The 17,587-nt window shown below is 41.2% G+C and carries 19 protein-coding genes; 8 read left to right on the forward strand and 11 right to left on the reverse strand.

Annotated features, from left to right (window positions below; all coding sequences use genetic code 11):
• Positions 1-20: 20 nt before the first annotated feature.
• From ACO1XM_RS00805 to ACO1XM_RS00815, 3 genes are read left to right on the forward strand one after another with little or no spacing between them, the layout of a single operon-like run.
• Positions 21-965, forward strand: a complete 945-nt coding sequence (locus ACO1XM_RS00805; protein ID WP_486225135.1) for a tetratricopeptide repeat protein — start codon at positions 21-23, stop codon at positions 963-965.
• Positions 965-1,600 carry an NUDIX hydrolase gene (locus tag ACO1XM_RS00810; protein ID WP_486225137.1) on the forward strand — a complete coding sequence of 212 codons (636 nt, stop codon included), beginning with the start codon at positions 965-967 and terminating at the stop codon, positions 1,598-1,600. The genes ACO1XM_RS00805 and ACO1XM_RS00810 overlap by 1 nt, the downstream gene beginning before the upstream one ends.
• Before the next feature lie 54 nt (positions 1,601-1,654).
• Entirely contained in the window at positions 1,655-4,102 is a 2,448-nt protein-coding gene (locus ACO1XM_RS00815) for a TonB-dependent receptor domain-containing protein (RefSeq protein ID WP_486225139.1), read from the forward strand.
• A 3-nt stretch (positions 4,103-4,105) separates the two neighbouring features.
• Here ACO1XM_RS00815 and coaD read toward each other — a convergent pair whose 3' ends face one another.
• The 4 genes from coaD to ACO1XM_RS00835 are packed head-to-tail and all read right to left on the reverse strand — an operon-like array spanning position 4,106 to position 6,793.
• The gene (coaD, locus tag ACO1XM_RS00820) at positions 4,106-4,561 is read right to left on the reverse strand and encodes a pantetheine-phosphate adenylyltransferase (RefSeq protein WP_486225141.1); all 456 of its coding nucleotides are present in this window, start codon (positions 4,559-4,561) and stop codon (positions 4,106-4,108) included.
• A gap of 6 nt (positions 4,562-4,567) precedes the next feature.
• Positions 4,568-5,458: a DUF3822 family protein gene (locus ACO1XM_RS00825; RefSeq protein WP_486225143.1), complete on the reverse strand. Its 891-nt coding sequence runs from the start codon at positions 5,456-5,458 to the stop codon at positions 4,568-4,570.
• 1 nt (position 5,459) lies between these two features.
• A complete protein-coding gene (locus ACO1XM_RS00830; RefSeq protein WP_486225145.1) occupies positions 5,460-6,275 on the reverse strand; it encodes a hypothetical protein in 816 nt (271 codons plus the stop codon).
• Positions 6,276-6,319: 44 nt separating this feature from the next.
• The gene (locus tag ACO1XM_RS00835; RefSeq protein WP_486225147.1) at positions 6,320-6,793 is read right to left on the reverse strand and encodes an NUDIX domain-containing protein; all 474 of its coding nucleotides are present in this window, start codon (positions 6,791-6,793) and stop codon (positions 6,320-6,322) included.
• 121 nt (positions 6,794-6,914) lie between these two features.
• Between ACO1XM_RS00835 and ACO1XM_RS00840 the strand changes: the two genes are divergently transcribed.
• Complete coding sequence (locus tag ACO1XM_RS00840) at positions 6,915-7,319, forward strand: DUF1573 domain-containing protein (protein WP_486225149.1); 405 nt, start codon at positions 6,915-6,917, stop codon at positions 7,317-7,319.
• A gap of 51 nt (positions 7,320-7,370) precedes the next feature.
• Here ACO1XM_RS00840 and ACO1XM_RS00845 read toward each other — a convergent pair whose 3' ends face one another.
• Positions 7,371-7,736, reverse strand: coding sequence for a DUF423 domain-containing protein (locus ACO1XM_RS00845; protein ID WP_486225151.1), 366 nt, complete (start codon positions 7,734-7,736; stop codon positions 7,371-7,373).
• Entirely contained in the window at positions 7,733-8,410 is a 678-nt protein-coding gene (locus tag ACO1XM_RS00850) for a YggS family pyridoxal phosphate-dependent enzyme (RefSeq protein ID WP_486225153.1), read from the reverse strand. Before ACO1XM_RS00850 ends, ACO1XM_RS00845 begins: the two co-directional genes overlap by 4 nt.
• Before the next feature lie 44 nt (positions 8,411-8,454).
• On the opposite strand from ACO1XM_RS00850, the gene ACO1XM_RS00855 reads away from it, so the two are divergent.
• Both ACO1XM_RS00855 and ACO1XM_RS00860 read left to right on the forward strand, forming a co-directional pair.
• Positions 8,455-10,011: a GH3 family acyl-acid amido synthetase gene (locus ACO1XM_RS00855; RefSeq protein ID WP_486225155.1), complete on the forward strand. Its 1,557-nt coding sequence runs from the start codon at positions 8,455-8,457 to the stop codon at positions 10,009-10,011.
• Complete coding sequence (locus ACO1XM_RS00860; protein WP_486225157.1) at positions 9,995-10,621, forward strand: LysE family translocator; 627 nt, start codon at positions 9,995-9,997, stop codon at positions 10,619-10,621. Before ACO1XM_RS00855 ends, ACO1XM_RS00860 begins: the two co-directional genes overlap by 17 nt.
• Here the strand turns inward: ACO1XM_RS00860 and ACO1XM_RS00865 are convergent, their stop codons facing one another.
• From ACO1XM_RS00865 to ACO1XM_RS00875, 3 genes are read right to left on the reverse strand one after another with little or no spacing between them, the layout of a single operon-like run.
• Positions 10,622-11,671 (reverse strand): vWA domain-containing protein, encoded by a 1,050-nt coding sequence (locus ACO1XM_RS00865; RefSeq protein WP_486225159.1) that lies wholly within the window; start codon positions 11,669-11,671, stop codon positions 10,622-10,624. It lies immediately after the preceding gene.
• Positions 11,664-12,578 carry a hypothetical protein gene (locus ACO1XM_RS00870; RefSeq protein ID WP_486225161.1) on the reverse strand — a complete coding sequence of 305 codons (915 nt, stop codon included), beginning with the start codon at positions 12,576-12,578 and terminating at the stop codon, positions 11,664-11,666. Before ACO1XM_RS00870 ends, ACO1XM_RS00865 begins: the two co-directional genes overlap by 8 nt.
• Before the next feature lie 2 nt (positions 12,579-12,580).
• Positions 12,581-13,459, reverse strand: coding sequence for a DUF58 domain-containing protein (locus tag ACO1XM_RS00875; RefSeq protein ID WP_486225163.1), 879 nt, complete (start codon positions 13,457-13,459; stop codon positions 12,581-12,583).
• Between the two features lie 110 nt (positions 13,460-13,569).
• Between ACO1XM_RS00875 and ACO1XM_RS00880 the strand changes: the two genes are divergently transcribed.
• Complete coding sequence (locus tag ACO1XM_RS00880; protein ID WP_486225165.1) at positions 13,570-13,944, forward strand: DUF4296 domain-containing protein; 375 nt, start codon at positions 13,570-13,572, stop codon at positions 13,942-13,944.
• A complete protein-coding gene (locus tag ACO1XM_RS00885; protein ID WP_486225167.1) occupies positions 13,941-16,307 on the forward strand; it encodes an endonuclease MutS2 in 2,367 nt (788 codons plus the stop codon). The genes ACO1XM_RS00880 and ACO1XM_RS00885 overlap by 4 nt, the downstream gene beginning before the upstream one ends.
• A 50-nt stretch (positions 16,308-16,357) precedes the next feature.
• Here ACO1XM_RS00885 and ACO1XM_RS00890 read toward each other — a convergent pair whose 3' ends face one another.
• Together ACO1XM_RS00890 and ACO1XM_RS00895 are read right to left on the reverse strand one after the other, a co-directional pair.
• Positions 16,358-16,846, reverse strand: coding sequence for a hypothetical protein (locus ACO1XM_RS00890; protein ID WP_486225169.1), 489 nt, complete (start codon positions 16,844-16,846; stop codon positions 16,358-16,360).
• Positions 16,847-16,947: 101 nt separating this feature from the next.
• Complete coding sequence (locus ACO1XM_RS00895; protein ID WP_486225171.1) at positions 16,948-17,580, reverse strand: ABC transporter ATP-binding protein; 633 nt, start codon at positions 17,578-17,580, stop codon at positions 16,948-16,950.
• Positions 17,581-17,587 lie beyond the last annotated feature (7 nt).

The following is a 17,587-nucleotide window of genomic DNA, read 5'->3' on the forward strand; positions in this document are numbered from 1 at the left end:
GAAGTTTGTAATTTGCAGCCATGATGAGTAGATCCTTTTTTGCTTTGGTACTTTTCGTATTGCTTTTGTCTTGTATTGAGTCAACCGATACCAAGCTGCAGCGTTTTCTGCTAAAGGGAAACGAAGCCTTGATTGAAGGCAACGCACAACAGGCTTTGTACTACTTTGGAGAATCATTAAAACTGGATTCCTGTTTTGTTGACGCGCTGAATAACTCCGGCACTATTTATTTCAAACAAAATCGTTTCCCGCAGGCGCTTGAGTTCTACACTGCGGCAGTTAACTGCCAACCTGATTACTTACCCGTCTATTTTAACAGGGCTAATACTTTTTACGAACTTAAGGAGTATTACAGTGCTCTAAAGGATCTCAACAAGATCAGCTTAATTAAGCCTGACACCTTTCCCCTGCATTTTACCGAAGGATTGGTTTATACCAAACTCAGGAATTTTGTAAAAGCAGAAGAGAGTTTCACCAAAGCCTCAAGGCTGACTACCAATAATACAGAAGTACTGATTAATCTGGCCACGCTCGCTTACTATAAAGGCGAACTCGATAAAGCTAAAACTTTACTGCAAAATGCCATTCAACAAAACGATTCTATCCCCAATGCATACAATACTTTAGCATTGGTAGAGCTTGCCTTCAATAACAACAGCGAAGCATTAAAAGCTGTTAACAAAGCCTTGGCCTTAGATAAAGATGATGCCTATGCTTTAAACAATAGAGGCTTTATTCATTTAATTGAAAACAGACTTGAAGATGCATTAGCAGATATTAACCAAAGTATTTTTCTGGATCCTTCAAATCCATGGGCTTATAGAAATAAGGGTATATATTATTTGAAACTGAAGGATTATCCGAATGCCCTCCGTCTATTTAAGCAAGCAAAAAGTATGGACGATTTTGTTGAAGATATCGATGCATACATTAAAGAGGCAGAATCCGCAACGGCAAAAAAATAATGAAGCTTCAAGAACTTACTTCTTATTTGAGTCAACGATTACAATCGCCACTGCCTGGAGCGCTTGCGCATGAGCCTTTGCGTGCCAGACCAAGTGGATCAGTCATTCCTGATTTTACCCACAAGCTACCACCTAAGCCGGGAAGTGTATTAATTCTTCTCTATGAAGAAGCCGGAATTATTAAATTCCCTTTGATCAAGAGGCCACAGTATTTAGGTGCACATAGTGGTCAGATTAGTTTACCTGGTGGAAAGGCCGAGGCTGGTGAAACAATCATTGAAACAGCATTACGCGAAGGGGAGGAGGAGATTGGCATCCGGGCATCAGAAGTAAATGTATTAGGCACGCTTAGCGAATTTTTTGTGATGCCCAGTAATTTCATGGTCACCCCTGTTATTGGATTTGTAGAAGGTTCACCGCAATTCAAAGGAGACCAACATGAGGTAGAACGTATTTTACAAGGCAGCATGCAGGACTTGTTAAGGGCGGATGCCATACGCGAAAAGGAAATTCTTGCTGCAGGCCGCTTTCAGATGTGGGCACCGCATTTTGAAATAGAGCATGAAATCGTATGGGGTGCTACGGCCATGATGCTCAATGAATTCAGGATGGTCATACAAGATATTAATAATTAAGTTTATTTGGATTAATTATAAATAGATCTTAGCATTGCAGAAATTTTCAGGGCAATGAAGGCTATTTTATTATCTATCTTTCTAATTATCAATTCATTACACTCTTTTTCTCAGGAAAATTATACCATTGAGGGTGTAGTATTAGATCAGCAAGGCAAGCCGCTGCAAGGTGTTGATGTTTATGTTGAAGGTTTCAATAAAGGAACAGCCACTGATAGAAATGGGCGTTTTAAGTTGATGAGTTTAAGCCCCAGGGCTTATCGTTTAAAGGTTTCCAGTATCGGCTACGTTGCCTATGAAGAAGCCATTTCACTTCCTGAACAATCACAGCAACTGACCATCACGCTTAAAGAATCCTTATACGAACTTCCCGAAATTGTTATTAGCCGCGAAACATTAACAGGGGGTAGTCAATTTTTATCTGATGTACCCGGGGCAGCGCACTACCTCAGCGCAAAGCAACTGGATAAGTTTGCCTATTCGGATATCAATAGAATTTTACGAAATATTCCAGGCATCAATATTCAGGAAGAAGAAGGTTTTGGTTTGCGCCCGAACATAGGTATGCGCGGAAGCGGGGTAGAGCGCAGCAGCAAAATTACCTTGATGGAAGATGGAATATTGGCGGCACCAGCGCCTTACACGGCACCAGCTGCTTACTACTTTCCTACGGTTGGTCGTATGCAAGGTGTTGAAGTACGCAAGGGCTCAAGCCAGATTAAGTACGGTCCCTACACTACTGGTGGTGCTATTAATTTTTTATCGACAGCCATACCACAGCAGTTATTTGCCAAGGTAAATATCATGGGCGGCAATTATGGAAGAAGGCTTGCCCATGCAGCCATCGGACAATCTTTTGAACACGGAGGATTTGTGTTTGAAACCTATCAAAATGCTGCAACTGGTTTTAAAGAATTAGATAACGGTGGCCCTACCGGTTTTGTAGCTCAGGATTACCTTGCGAAAGTAAGACTAAACACGGGTGCTGATGCGAAAATTTACCAGGCACTTACTTTCAAAATTGCCCAGGCTACAGGAGATGCAGATGAAACCTATCTGGGTTTAACTGAAAGCGATTTTGCTATTAACCCTTTCAGAAGATATGCTGCTTCTCAAGTAGATAACATCAAAACCAATCACAAGCAGTACATGCTTAAGTACAATATCATTCCATCTAAAAATATTGATGTGTCGATCAGTGCTTACAGGAATGAATTCAGTCGCAATTGGTACAAATTGGAACGCGTGCGTTTTGATGCTTCACCTTTCAGGGCTGTATCCGATGTATTGGAAGATCCAACTACCTTTGCCAATGAGTTTGCCATCTTAACGGGTACTACCAGTCCTACTACGAATGCTTTGGTGGTGAGGAATAACAACCGTGTTTATCTGTCGCAGGGTGTGCAATCACTCGCTGGCTTCAACTTTACCTCAGGGGAAATAGCGCATGACCTTGAGTTAGGGCTACGTTACCATTTTGATGAAGAAGATCGTTACCAGGCCGATGATAATTATGCTATGAATAACGGAATACTTCAACTAAGCACCAAAGGAGCACCCGGTTCAGAAAGTAACAGAATCACCAATGCCACAGCCTTTGCAGCCTATCTTCAATACAACTTACAATGGGGTAAGTTACATGCACTGCCCGGTTTGCGTTACGAGCAAATAACATTGCAAAGAGAAGATTTTGGTAAAACCGATCCATTACGAACAGGAGCAGCCTTAGTGAAGTCAGGTAATACAACGGATGTATGGATTCCAGGTATCGGTTTTGAATATACCCTGGGCACTTTTGCAAAAGCCTTTGCTGGTATTCACAGAGGCTTTGCACCTCCGGGTGTCGCTGAGGGCGCACAACCGGAAAAGAGCATTAACTATGAGTTAGGTGCCCGTGTAAATAAAGCAGGTCTTAACCTTCAATCAGTACTGTTCTTTAACGATTATCAAAACCTGCTCGGATCAGACCTTGCTGCGGCCGGAGGCGGAGGTACAGGCGATCAGTTTAATGCTGGTGAAGCAATTATTTATGGTGCTGAGTTTGAGTTAAATTACCTCGCTGTGCTTCCTAATAAAAATGGCTTAACGTTTCCATTGGTATTGGCTTATACTTTTACTAATGGCGAATTTGGAAGTTCTTTTGCGGCAACAAACGAAGATTGGGGAAGCGTAGCGCGTGGGGATCAATTACCTTACTTATCCAATCATCAGCTTACTGCCAATGCTGGGGTAGACCATCGCTTATTCAATGCCAACATCAGCAGTAAGTATGTTGGTGCCATGCGTGCAACACCAGGTACCGGAAGTATAGCAACGAATGATTTGATAGATGCGAATTTTGTAATTGATGTCTCGGGCAGTTATAAAATTAGTAAAGCTGTTTCTGCTTTTGTAAGTGTAAGCAACCTTACGGATCAGGTGTATATAGTAGCAAGACGTCCGGCTGGTGTACGTCCGGGGATGCCAAGAACTTTTCTCCTGGGTATTAAAGCAAACTTGTAAAAACTATAAAGTGTAAGGCAAGAACTGAGAAATGTCTCCTTTATACTTGTGCACCTCTCTGATGATAGAAGAGTTAATCCAGGCAAATTCAGGAGAAGTAATCAGGAATACAGACTCTAAATCACCGTAAAGCTTTCGGTTGATTTGTGCGATGCTGTTTTCGTATTCAAAATCGGTGGTGTTGCGAAGACCACGGAGTAAATAATTGGCCTTGTGTTTTCTGGCAAACTCAGCCGTTAACTCGGCATACGTTTCAACTTTTATGTTGGGATATTTTTCAAAAGTTGTTCTGATCTTATTCACCATCTGGTTTACCTCGAAGTACCGCATGCTTTTGGCACTGTTGTAACCAATAGAGATAATAATCTCATCGAAAATATGTAAACCACGCAGTACTATGTCATGATGCCCTTTTGTAAAAGGATCAAATGAGCCTGGGAAAAGGGCTATCCGCTTCATTAAATATTATGCTTTAGCAATCAGATTAATGCTATATAAATCAAAGAAATGTTGCTCCTGTAATTCGTCAAAGAAATAACTGAAGCGCAATGAAGAAGGTCTTGCACCGAAACTTACATTACTGATGAACTTGTAAAACTCGTGATAATGTGGAGAATTCTTACCGATATAGCCCCACAACACAACCTGACTGCTCCGTTGATCCATCTTTAGCGATTTCATCACCAGCATGATGTAACGCACATAGTCCTGAAACTGATTGATGACAAATTGATTGTAATAGATCAGCTTCCCTTTATTGCAGGAAACAATATGTAATTTGAAGCGATCGATGTAAACGTAGAGTGTATTGTTATTGTATTTTACAGACTCAGATAACACACCTTCAATTAAGGCTGCTGACTGGTGTAAAAAAGTTGGCTTGCTATTCGGATAAATGGATTTCAACCAATCAATCAAGTCAGTGGAAACGGCAAACACCGTAACGGTATCTTGTTTATTGTGTTGTGCTTTTAGAATGGTCTCTGTTTGTTCATCTACCTGAGCATTGAACATCAGGTATTCAAGCATGGAGTCCTCATTAAATAAAGCGGCAGGAACCTGAACAAATTTCTGAGTCTTAAAAGATACTTTAATACTTCCCCAAAACCCAGCGCCCAAAACCGCATGGCTTTCAAAAAGATCTTGTAATGAGGTTAGCTGTTCTTGTGGCGAGCTTACTTCAGGGAGTACATAATCTTCCAAAAGCAATACCCTTTGGTCATCAGAGACTACCAACACCTGGAAATCACGTATACCTATGTGTAAACACAACTGGTATTGATGAAGGGACTCTTCATCAAACCGGTCGTCTTTTATTTTCTTTAATAGCCTATAGTGTTCCGTTCTTACTTGCACCTTATTCCCAGTTACCGGCAGTACTTACATCAGTACGTGATCCAAAGCGAAGAGGTTTTCTGTTTTTCGCTTCATTCTTTTCTCTACGCTCAGGGTTGGTAGGCGCAGGGTCTTTCACCTCAATTACAGAAACTTTAATACCATTTCTGTCTTTAACTTCCGTAAAAATGTCAAAAGTTTTACCGCCTGAACCTGGTACAACCGCTAATGTCTTGATATCCACTTTAGGATTCAATAAATAATTCCAGTAGCCGATAATCAAATCGCCCTTTGAAACGCGGTCACCTGATTTTAGGGAAGTAACATTGCTGATAGTTCCGCCTTCCATAAACGGGTATTCATCAGATTTTTCGTTACCATCTTTTTTCATACGATAAGATTTTGAGCCCTTCACCACTTCATCACCAACTTTAACATAAACCTCACGTAACTCGCCATTGTCTGCGGCATTAACTGTATAGTTCTTTTTGAAAATCTTGTCTTTAGCTGAAAGGAAACCGATAGTATCTATATTAACGATAACCTCCTCAACACCATAACCTTTAGGGATAATTGTCTCCTTCTTTTCTATGATAGGCACAGAACCAGTCTCAATAAAATTGATCAATGTATCCCAGCTGCTTGTATATTTTCCGTATTGTTCCAGGTAAGCTTTTTCAGCTTCACGGATAATACTTAATTTTTCAATAATCTGAGCCTCAGTATTAGCGATTGCTTCGCGCTCTTTAATGGTGGTATCAATGCTGTTATAAAGATAGTAGGCCAGAAAAATGCTTACGGCCAAAAGTACAAAAGCTATAATCTTGGTGAGGTTCATGGTAAACGGTTTAAGCTACAAGTATAGTTATTTTCGCGGCTAAATTACAACAATCTCCTATATCCGCGCAGTTTTCTTAGTTCAAATGGTGAAGCAGCCATTTCAAAAATCCCGTGCCTTTGGTTAGGAGGTAAGGCCAGGATTTCATCATAACTTTTAAAGGCGGCATCCTGCAAAATATTTATGCTCGTTTCCGGGTCATGGCCAAGCTGAAGCCGGCCAGATTGTATATGCACTTCAAAAAACAGTTCAATGGCATGCAAAGGGGGCTTGATGAATTCCGTGGCAAATAAGAAATCGCCAACGGTCACGTGTAATCCCGTCTCTTCAAGGAACTCCTTTACCAGGCTAGCTTCTGCACTAGCCTCATAATCAATGCCTCCGCCAGGGGGAGCCCAGAAATGTTTCGCGCCAAGGTGCCCGTGGTCCAATACCAATAATTCTTCATTTTGCCAGCAAAGGCCACACACACGAACGCGTAACTTGTGCCCATATACCTGCTCTATTTCCTTTTTCATATTGGGTTACCTCCACTCATCGAGAAACATCTACCGTTAACGAACTTTAACAGCCAAAAAACCGTAGTTCTGGCAGTAATATTGTTATTGAAAGCTTAAATTTGAACAAATTTTAAAGAGTATGAAAAAAGTACTAATGTTTGCAATTCTGTTGGTATCTGCCAGCGCAGTATTTGGTCAGGCCGGTGCGCCTAAACAAAATGGCCCTGTGATGACCTGGGATAAAAGCACTCACGATTTCGGAAATATTGTACAGGGGGATGTGGTTGAACATACTTTTAAGTTTACCAATACTGGTACAGAGCCACTGATTATTACCAATGTTCAGGTGAGCTGTGGTTGTACTGTGCCAAAAGGTTGGCCAAGAGATCCTGTTATGCCAGGTGGTACAGGTGAGTTAACGGTAGCTTTTAACAGCACAGGAAAAATGGGTGCGCAGACAAAACCTGTTACCATTATTTCAAATGCAGTAAACGATACGAGAATAGTTTTTAATACAGTTGTATTAGACAAGAAGCCTCAATAAGAAGCTGCTATTGATAAAAATAAAACCTGCTGCAACAACAGCAGGTTTTTTTTATGTCCGCTTGATAAACTGCCATAGTACACTTGCCCAAGCAGCCAAAAGTAAAGTACCCCCCAGTGGAGTTACCAATACCAGGGTAATTGCGTTAGTCAGGGCTAGAAAATAAAGACTGCCACTGAAGAGTAAAATGCCAGCCATAAACAGGCCTGCACTTAGGCCATGCTTCTGTGTTGTATCCAGTCCAAGAAAGAGTAACACCAGCGTATGGAAAAACTGGTAGCGTACAGCCAACTCAAAAGTGTCAACCCTGCCATATTTACTCAATGTTTCTTTAAGTGCATGTGCACCAAAAGCCCCGAGCGCAACGCAAAGCATACCAGAGGCCGCAGCTATTATTAAAATATATTTAGACTTCATATCGTAGGATAATTTCGTTGACCAAAAATGGCGGAGCCGACCCTTACCATAGTACTTCCTTCTTCCATGGCCACTTTGTAGTCACCACTCATGCCCATCGATAGCTCTTTCATGACCACATTTTCCGGAAGGTGCATTGATTTTAATTCCTCAAAAAGTTGTTTCAAGCTTTTGAACTCATTCCTTACCTGCTCCATGTTTTCGGTAAAACTGGCCATGCCCATTATGCCTACAATTCTTATCCCGTTTAGCTGCGCCAGGGCAGGGTCCTTTAGTAAACCCATTACTTCAGAAGGAGAGAAGCCGAATTTTGTTTCTTCCTGTGCTACATGTATCTGAAGGAGGCAGTCTATCCTGCGATTAAATTTATTTGCCTGCTTATCAACCTCCTGCAGAAGTTTCAGGCTGTCGATAGAGTGAATGAGGTGAACAAAGGGCGCAATATATTTTACCTTATTGCTTTGTAAATGACCAATTAAGTGCCACTGAATGTCTTTAGGGAGTGCCTCATACTTGGCCGTCAGTTCCTGTACTTTATTTTCGCCAAAAACCCGCTGGCCACAGTCATAAGCCTCCAGCACCTTTTCCACAGGATGTGTTTTACTAACCGCGATCAACGTGCAACCTTTTGCAACCGTTTTTAGTATTTCCTCTAAATTTTGTTTGATAATCATGTATTTTTAGCGGTTCAAAAGTACAGTGTAAACTTCATTTAACGATGGCCATACTCGGAACCTTATTAAAAAAGGGAATTCGCTTACGCGAAATGCTTGAAGAAGAATACACTTCTCCAGGCGATTTACAGAAAAAAGAGCTGAAGGAGTTGTTAATGACAGCCAGCGGTACAGAATTCGGAAAACATTATCATTTTCCGTCCATACTTAAGGCTTTCCGAAAAGGGGGGCATGAATATTACAGGCAATACAAGAATGCTGTCCCTTTGCATACCTACAATAAAATGTATAGCGACTGGTGGAAACTATCGCTGCGGGGTGTAAAAGATGTTTGCTGGCCTGGTAGAGTAAAATACTTTGCCTTAAGTTCCGGAACATCCGAATCGGCTTCCAAATATATACCGGTCACTAAAGATATGACCAAGGCCATTCAGAAAACAAGTGTGCGCCAAATTCTTACACTTTCTAAATACGATTTGCCCCCTAATGTATTTACATCAGGTATTATGATGTTGGGAGGCAGTACACACTTGAATAAGCGAGGTAGTATTTTCGAAGGCGACTTAAGTGGTATACAGGCTGCACGCCTTCCTTTTTGGTTTCAGCATTTTTATAAGCCTGGAAAAAAAATAGCCAAAAACAGAAATTGGGATGCCAAGCTGGATGAGATTGCAGCAAAGGCAAAGGAGTGGGATATAGGCATCATTGTTGGTGTGCCGGCTTGGCTTCAGATTCTGATGGAAAAAATTATTGATTACCATAAAGTAAAAACCATACATGATGTGTGGCCAAACTTATTGGTTTATGTGCACGGTGGCGTTTCTTTCGACCCATATAGAAAAGGTTTCGAGAAATTGCTGGGAAGACCCATTCATTATATAGAAACTTATCTGGCATCTGAAGGGTTCATTGCTTTTCAGGCCTATCCCAACAGACGCTCAATGCGCCTTGTGTTGAATAATGGAATCTTCTATGAATTTATTCCATTCGAATCAAAGAATTTTGACGCCAACGGTGATGTATTGCCTGAGGCTGAAACACTGATGATCGATGAAGTAGAGGAGGGTAAAGAATATGCTATTCTCCTATCAAGTTGTGCCGGAGCCTGGCGTTATCTGATTGGGGACACCATTAAATTTGTTTCGAAGGAAGAAGCAGAGATTGTTATCACCGGAAGAACGAAACACTTTTTAAGTTTATGTGGCGAACACCTTTCGGTGGATAATATGAACAAAGCCATTGAACTGGTTGCCAACGAACTCAATGTAGCTATTCCGGAGTTTACAGTGGCCGGCATACCGCATGATAACTTATTTGCTCACCATTGGTATGTTGGTACAGATAATGAAGTGGAGGCAAAATTATTAAAGGAAAAAATTGACGGCCATTTAAAAGAATTGAATGACGACTATGCAGTAGAACGCAGTGCAGCACTCAAAGATATACATGTAGAGGTGCTTCCATTAAAAACTTTTTATGCCTGGATGGAGTCTAAAGGGAAAGTGGGAGGACAAAATAAATTTCCCCGTGTTATGAAAAATACACAATTGGCCGACTGGCAATCTTTCATTCAAAATTTCAGTAATGGAAATCGTTCTTAATGGTGTGATTTCCGGAGTGGTATTGGCTTTTTTAATCGGGCCTGTATTTTTCACAATCCTTCAAACCAGTATTGAACGCGGCTTTGTAAGTGGCGCATGGGTGGCCGTTGGGGTTTCTCTTAGCGATGCACTCTACATTCTGATTTCTTATCTGGGCCTGTACCAATTTTTTGAAGATGAAACCTCACGCCTGTATTTGTCATACGTGGGTGGAGGCATACTGCTGGTGTTTGGCCTTTACTACTTATTTATAAAGAGTAGAAAACTGCAGGAGTATCATCCGGAACACATTAAATCACGCAGTCCCTTGCGTTTGATGGCTAAAGGTTTTCTTATCAACGGTCTAAGCCCAATGGTATTAATTTTCTGGATTGGGACAGTCGGGCTGGCTACCACCGAATTTGGTTATGTAAAAGACTGGCAGGTAGGCACCTATTTTTCAGCTATTGTTGCCACAGTTTTTGTGACCGATTTAATCAAGGCAAAGTTGGCAGATCGCTTGCGTTTGGTGATGACAAGAAACACCATTCGAAGGTTGAATATCGTGCTCGGGATCGTACTACTTTTTTTTGGTGCCCGCCTGATTTTCTATGCCGACAAACTGGTTTGATTAATCCTGCAATACATTACTCATAAAACTCGACTTCAAGGCGAGCCATAGGAGTAAAAGTAATATTGCCCACACCATGTAGTTGTAATAGTAATCGGATGTGTCCTTAAACCTTGTTTCTTTTATCTCCGCTTTTTCGAAAGCATCTATTTGCGCGAATACAGTTGAGAGTGCCTCATTATCGGTAACACGGAAAAACTGACCGCCACCGATATCAGCAATTTTGCGCATCGTAGTTTCATCAACAGTATTTTCGATCATGTTGGGCTTTCCGAAAAAATCTTTTCCATACGGCACCATACCTTCTTTACCTACAATGATGGTATAGATTTTAATCCCATAAGCTGAAGCCAGTTCAGCCGCAGTAATCGGGTCAATATTGCCCGCAGTATTATCGCCATCGCTTATTAAAATTGCAACTTTAGATTTTGATTCTGATTCGCGCATGCGATTAGTAAGCACACCCAAGGCACTACCAATGGCTGTACCTCTGTTCTCGATCATCTCAAAATTAATTTCGTCAAAATAATTTTTTAGCAAATCGTAATCGGTGGTGAGTGGGGCCAAAGAAAAGGCATCGCCCGAAAATACGACAATGCCAATGCGGTCTTGCTTTCGACCGCTCACAAAATTATGAGCAACTTCTTTTGCTGCGGCCAGGCGGTTGGGTGTAAAATCTTCTATCTGCATGGATTGTGATATATCCAGGGCCAGCATGATATCAATACCCTCTGTCCACTGCTCAACCTTTTCATTTGTTTTTTGAGGTCTGGCCAAGGCGACTAACAACAGCACCATCATCAGCATAAAAACTAGCTCGGGTAATAAGCGTAACCACGCAAGTGCGGTACTGTGCAAATCTTTTTGCGCCAACGCAACCGGTAATTTCTGATTGAAGTTATACCGTGTTAACCAACGAATAATGAACAAAATTAAAACACCGGGGATTCCATAAAGCACTAAGGGTTGTTCCCAGGTAAATGCAGAGAGGGTGGAGGGAGAAAACCAGGTAAGTGAGTACCAGGGATCTGTAGTATTTAGTTCATCCATGTTTTACCTGATCTAATTTTTGTTGAAAAGTATGCATGGCATGTTCGCGCAAAAAAGCCACAGGTTGTTCTATCTGCTGATTGTTACCATATACAGAAGCATCAACTAAACGCAGTTGCTGTCCGAGGCTTTGGTTTTGTAAAAGTCGTTCTGTCTCTTTTGCAGTAAGTTTTGTATACGGTTTGGCGTCAAGCGATTCCATATATTTTTTCCATAGAAACAAAAGCTGTTCAGCTTGTTTAGCATTAAAGGCCTCCCGCAGTGTCTGATTATATCTGTCAAAACTATTGACAAAGGATTCATGCTCTTTAATGAGACGTTTTACTGTAAAATGCTTGCGTATCCGTTTACCAAATACCAGCCAGAGAATAACTAACAAAATTAAAAGACCACCACCAATGAAGAGCAGGAGCGGGTAATTCAATAGCCAGTCAACAGGTTCGTAAGCGGTGTTACTGATCAGCGGTAAATTTTGAGCCTGAAGTGTATCGGGTAGGGGTATGGTTACAAGCTCTTTTAAAAACACACTGTCTATTGCTGTCGAAAAGGCGGTACAGTCTTGTTGGTGCAATACAAAGGCAGATAATTGCAACATCTGCACAGGATCAACCTCAAAAGTACTGAGTGTATAAACCGCGCTGTCGTAGCTTATGCTGTCGCGTGTAGTGGTGGTAAAATATTTTTTCCGGACAAATTCAAAAGGAGAAAAGTTATAGGTGGAATCAGGAAAGATCACCTGAAGTTTTTTCGGATAAGTGGCAGACAGATAAAAAGCGGCCTCATCTCCAATCACTACACTGTCCGGTATAAAGGCACCCCTGACTGTTACCTGCCCGCAGGTGGAGAAAGCTGTGAGGGAAGCCAATACGAAAACTATAGCACGCAAATACATAACAGGGCTTCTCATGATTAAACTTTCATCGTACGGTTACGAATTTTAAAGAGACGAAGCAGTTTGGGCACATAATCATCCTCAGTGCTTAACGATACAAAGTTGATTTGGTGTTTACGCGAAAATTTAGTGAGTTCATCTTTTCGATCCACTACCTGACTGGAAATTTTTTGACGAAAATCGCCAAAGGAAGTATTAATCCATAAGGTCTTGCCACTCTCTTTATCCTGCACAGGGATGATGCCCAGTTTGGGTAAATTTGTTTCGCGTGCATCGCTGACGTGTATCATCACGAGATCGTGTCGCTTGGCCAGCGCTTTTAAATCGTGATAGAAATCCCCACCATCAATAAAATCTGAAATCATGACGATAACACTTCTTCGTTTTATGATATTCACCGCAAAAGATATAGCCTTACTTAAATTGGTTGTTTTCGATTGTGGTTTTAGTTTGGCAAGTGCCGAGATGATTTCATAGGCCTGACTATTGCCTTTGGTTGGCTTCAGGTACAATTCATTTTTGTCAGAGAAGCAGATAAGCCCTACGTGACTCGACTCTTTGGTGGCAGCCAGAGAAAGTACACCACAAATTTCTTTGCCAATATCACTTTTTGTTCGGCCCTCATTGCCAATATTTTGTGAGGCACTCACATCCAAAATAAAAAATACGGTCTGCTCTTTGTCCTCCCGGAAAGTTTTTACGAAAAGCCCATGTCCCTTAGCCGAAACATTCCAGTCAATACTGCGAATATCATCACCGTATTGATAGGGCCTTACATCGTCAAATTCAAGCCCCGAGCCCTTGAAAATAGAATGAAAATCCCCCATCATGTGGCTATTGATAGCCTTCCGAATCTGGATTTCGTACTTTCTTAACTTTTTTAACAGCTCTTTCATCAGCAATCAGGCAGTATATTTGCTTTCTTTTGAGACTACCCCAAATGGATCATACCCATTATAGGTAGATAACTCAAAAATAATTATTTGCCTCTATTTTAAAGGTTTTTATGCTACAACTACGCGATTCTTTCTTTCAAGGGCTTGTTTGCCTGATAATGTCACTTTTTGTACTTGCCTGTACAAACGAAAAGAAGCCTGCACGGTTATTAAGCGAGGCAGAGATGACACGTGTGATCATAGAAATCTACCTAAATGAAGAGAAAATTAATAGGATGAACTTGAGACGCGACTCTGCAGAAAAGATATTCAGCCTGGCAAAACCTGTTATTTTTCAAAAAATTGGTGTTAGCGACACCTTGTTTCGTGAGTCATTGGAATATTATGCGGCTAAGCCTGTGGCGCTGGAAAAAATTTATTCGGTAGTGGTAGATTCTCTCAATTTAATGGAGCAACGACTCACGGTTAAGCCAGCAGCGCAATGATTTACCCTGATAACCTTGAGATTAAACTAGGATTTGAGCAGATCCGGCAGCGGCTCACCAACTATTGCCTTTCATCAGCAGGCGAGCGCTTGGTGGCTGCCATGAAGTTTAGTGCAAAGTTTGATTTTATTACCCTTCAACTCAGGCAAACAGCTGAATTCAAATCAATAGAAGAACGGTCACTCGATTTTCCTGCACGACATTTTGTTGATCCTGAAATGTGGTTTACCAAAGCATCCATTGAAGGCAATTTTTTGGATGAGCAGGACTTCCTGCAAATAATCAATTCTCTGACCAGTATCCAGGCGTGCAAAAACTTTTTGATCAAGTATCAGGAAGCGTTTCCCGAATTGAATAAACTAGCGCTACCTGTTGGTAACACACAGGAATTACAACGCGAAATCGCCAGTAAGATTGATGACACAGCGCATGTTAAAGACAATGCCACTGCAGAATTGCAAAGTATTAGAAGAAAATTGCGTGATGAACAAAGTCGTCTGCGAAGAGTAGCTGAGCAAATCTACCGACAGGCCGTGCAGGAGAAATGGGTACCGGAAGGTGCCTTACCTACCGTGCGCGATGGTCGTGTGGTAATACCTATTTTGGCAGAGCATAAACGCAAGCTGAAGGGATTTATTCAAGATGAATCAGCTACCGGACAAACGGTATTTATGGAACCAGCGGAAATGCTGGATACGAATAATGAGATTCGTGATCTTGAACATGCGGAGCGAAGAGAAGTGGTCAGAATATTAACAGCCTTAACCACAAGGTTAAGACTTGAGTTGCCTACACTTAAAACAGCCTATGCCTTTCAAGCCATTATCGATTTTATAAGAGCAAAAGCCAAGTTGGCTAGAGATATAGAAGCGGTGTTGCCTTTGGTGGAAAATCGGCCTGTCGTTGAATGGTTTAATGCTAAGCATCCTGTTTTGTTTTTGAGTTTGAAAGGAAAGCGAGAAGTGGTGCCACTCAACATAAAGTTAGATGATACAGACAGGGTTTTACTTTTATCAGGACCTAATGCCGGGGGAAAGTCAGTTTGTTTAAAGACACTGGGCCTGCTTCAATATATGTTGCAATGTGGTTTGCTTGTACCCATGGCCGACCATTCCCGCATGGGTATTTTTAAAGACATCTTTCTGGATATTGGCGATCAGCAATCTTTAGAAAATGATTTGAGTACCTACAGCAGTCATTTGAAAAACATGCATGTGTTTTTAGAAAATGCAACGGATCAATCGATGGTGCTCATGGATGAATTAGGTTCAGGTACTGATCCTAATTTTGGTGGAGCTATCGCACAGGCCATTCTCGCATCTTTATTAGATAAGAAAGTCTGGGGTCTGGCTACCACACATTATTACAATCTAAAACTTTTTGCAGATCAGGCCAATGGTATAAAAAATGCAGCCATGCGCTTTGATGAAGAGCACTTGCAGCCTCTCTATCAATTAGAGATGGGTAAGCCCGGCAGTTCTTTTGCGTTGGAGATTGCACGCAAAACGGGCATGTCAGCAAACACTTTAAAAGTGGCTGAAAGTTTGGTAGGTACTGATTTGGCTGGTTTTGAAAAACTATCGCGCACGCTGGAACAAGAGCGAAAGGAAAATGAAGAGAAGACCAGGCAAGTTGAAAAGTTACAAGCTGAGTTGAAGCAAACTCTTGCGAAGTATCAAACACTATCCAGCGAGTTAGAATCCAAGAAAAAAGATATTATCGGTAAGGCCAAAGAAGAGGCCATGACTTTACTAAAAACCACCAATCGCGAGATTGAAAAAACGATCAGGCATATTCGCGAAAACAAAGCAGAGAAAAAGGAGACATTAAAAGTCAGAAAGTCACTTGAGGATTTATCGCATAATGTAGCCAAAGGTTTGCATGAGAAAGCACTTCCTAAAACAGAGAAAATGGAAGAGGGGGATCGGGTACGTATTATGGGCCAGCAGGGCAGTGGTTTAATTCTTTCGCTTCAGGGTAAGAATGCAGTGGTGCAATTTGGTGAGTTAAAATCTACCATCAGCTTAACTAAGCTGGAGAAAGTCGAAGGCGCTTTTCAAAAAGAATTGGCAGTAAAACTGAGAAGCAGCGGTATTAATTTATATGAAAAACAAGCGGCCTTCAATCCTTCCCTTGATGTACGTGGTAAAAGAGTTGAAGAGTTAATGCCTGTACTTGAATCATTTATGGATTCAGCCATTTTGTTAAGTCATGGTGAGTTGAAAATTCTCCATGGCAAAGGAGAAGGTGTGCTTCGTAAAGTAATTCGAGATAGACTAAAGCAATATAAACAAGTAGCTTCTTTTAAGGATGAGCATGTAGACAGAGGGGGTGATGGAATTACGATTGTTGTCTTAAAATAAAAAAGGTGCTTCGTTTGAAGCACCTTTTTTAATATTTTAAAGGGTAGAGATTAGTTAGTTGTAAATACAAACTCCCAGTTACCTTCAACTTCGTTAGTGCGTGAGCCAGCCCATCCTGTACCTGCTACTGTAAAGTTCAAAGTCAATGTTTTAGCATCAGCAGACAACACATAAGACATCTGTACTTCGTTGGCATCAGAATCTCTGATAATGGTAGTCTTAGCACCTTCACCTTCTGCAAAAGACCATGAGCCGCTTGCAGGCCATGGGCTAGGGTTAGGTCTTGTTCCATTTACCGTATATTGGTAAGGGCCCTCAGGTGAGCTAGCGTTAAAGGTACCGGCCAATACAAGTGATAGTGTGCTGAAATCAGTACGAGGTGTGGTACCTAACTTGGCTGAGGAGATTGTCCAGGTTTTGGCAAACTTACCAAGTTGTACTTTTTCAAATGGATCCGGATCATCACCAGGCTTACAACTTGAAACAATAATAACTGCTGCCAGCACTAAAACCAGGGGTATATTTCTTAAAAACTTCATATTGATCTTTTATAATATTCAAAAATAGGGAAAATGTCGGTTTCTGAAAGTTTTTTAATCAGATGGATATAAATTGATTTAAGCGCACACTTGTAACCCCCTTAAAATTTAAAGTCATTCATTTTAATACTTTCATGGCTATTCTCATACTCTCTGGGGTCGTTAGAGGCTATAAAAACAACAGAATCGGTGATTAAGTTAAGTTGCTTTTTGTACCAGTTAATGGCTTTTTCGTCCAGATTGGTGAAAGGTTCATCTAAAAAAACAAAACTAGCCTCGGTAAATATAGCCAATCCAAGTTTTACACGTTGCCGCATCCCGGAGGAATAATTGCCGATTAATTTGTCTTTAGCGTGTTCCAGTTCCAAAAGTGCTGGTAAGTCTTTTATAGAAAGCCCGATTCTTGGTTTTCTCATTTTAAAATGAAAATCCAATAACTCAACAAGTGTAAACTCTTCTATTAGATCCAGATAGGGTGTTGCAATACTTATTTGCTGAAAAATAGTGTCAACAGGTTTTGCAATACCTTTAACCTGATAGGAGACCGTGCCTGCGCTGGCAGGTACTTGTCCCCATAAAACCTGAAGCAAGGTTGATTTACCGGATCCATTAGGACCTGTAATGACGTAAGTGTTGCCTGCTGTAAACTGATAACTAAAGTCTCGAAAAATCCACTCCCGGTTAAATCGCTTACCGAGTTTTCCTGTTTGCAGATAAGTAGCTGGATTAGCCAAGGCTATT

The organism is Chryseotalea sp. (genome assembly GCF_057350905.1).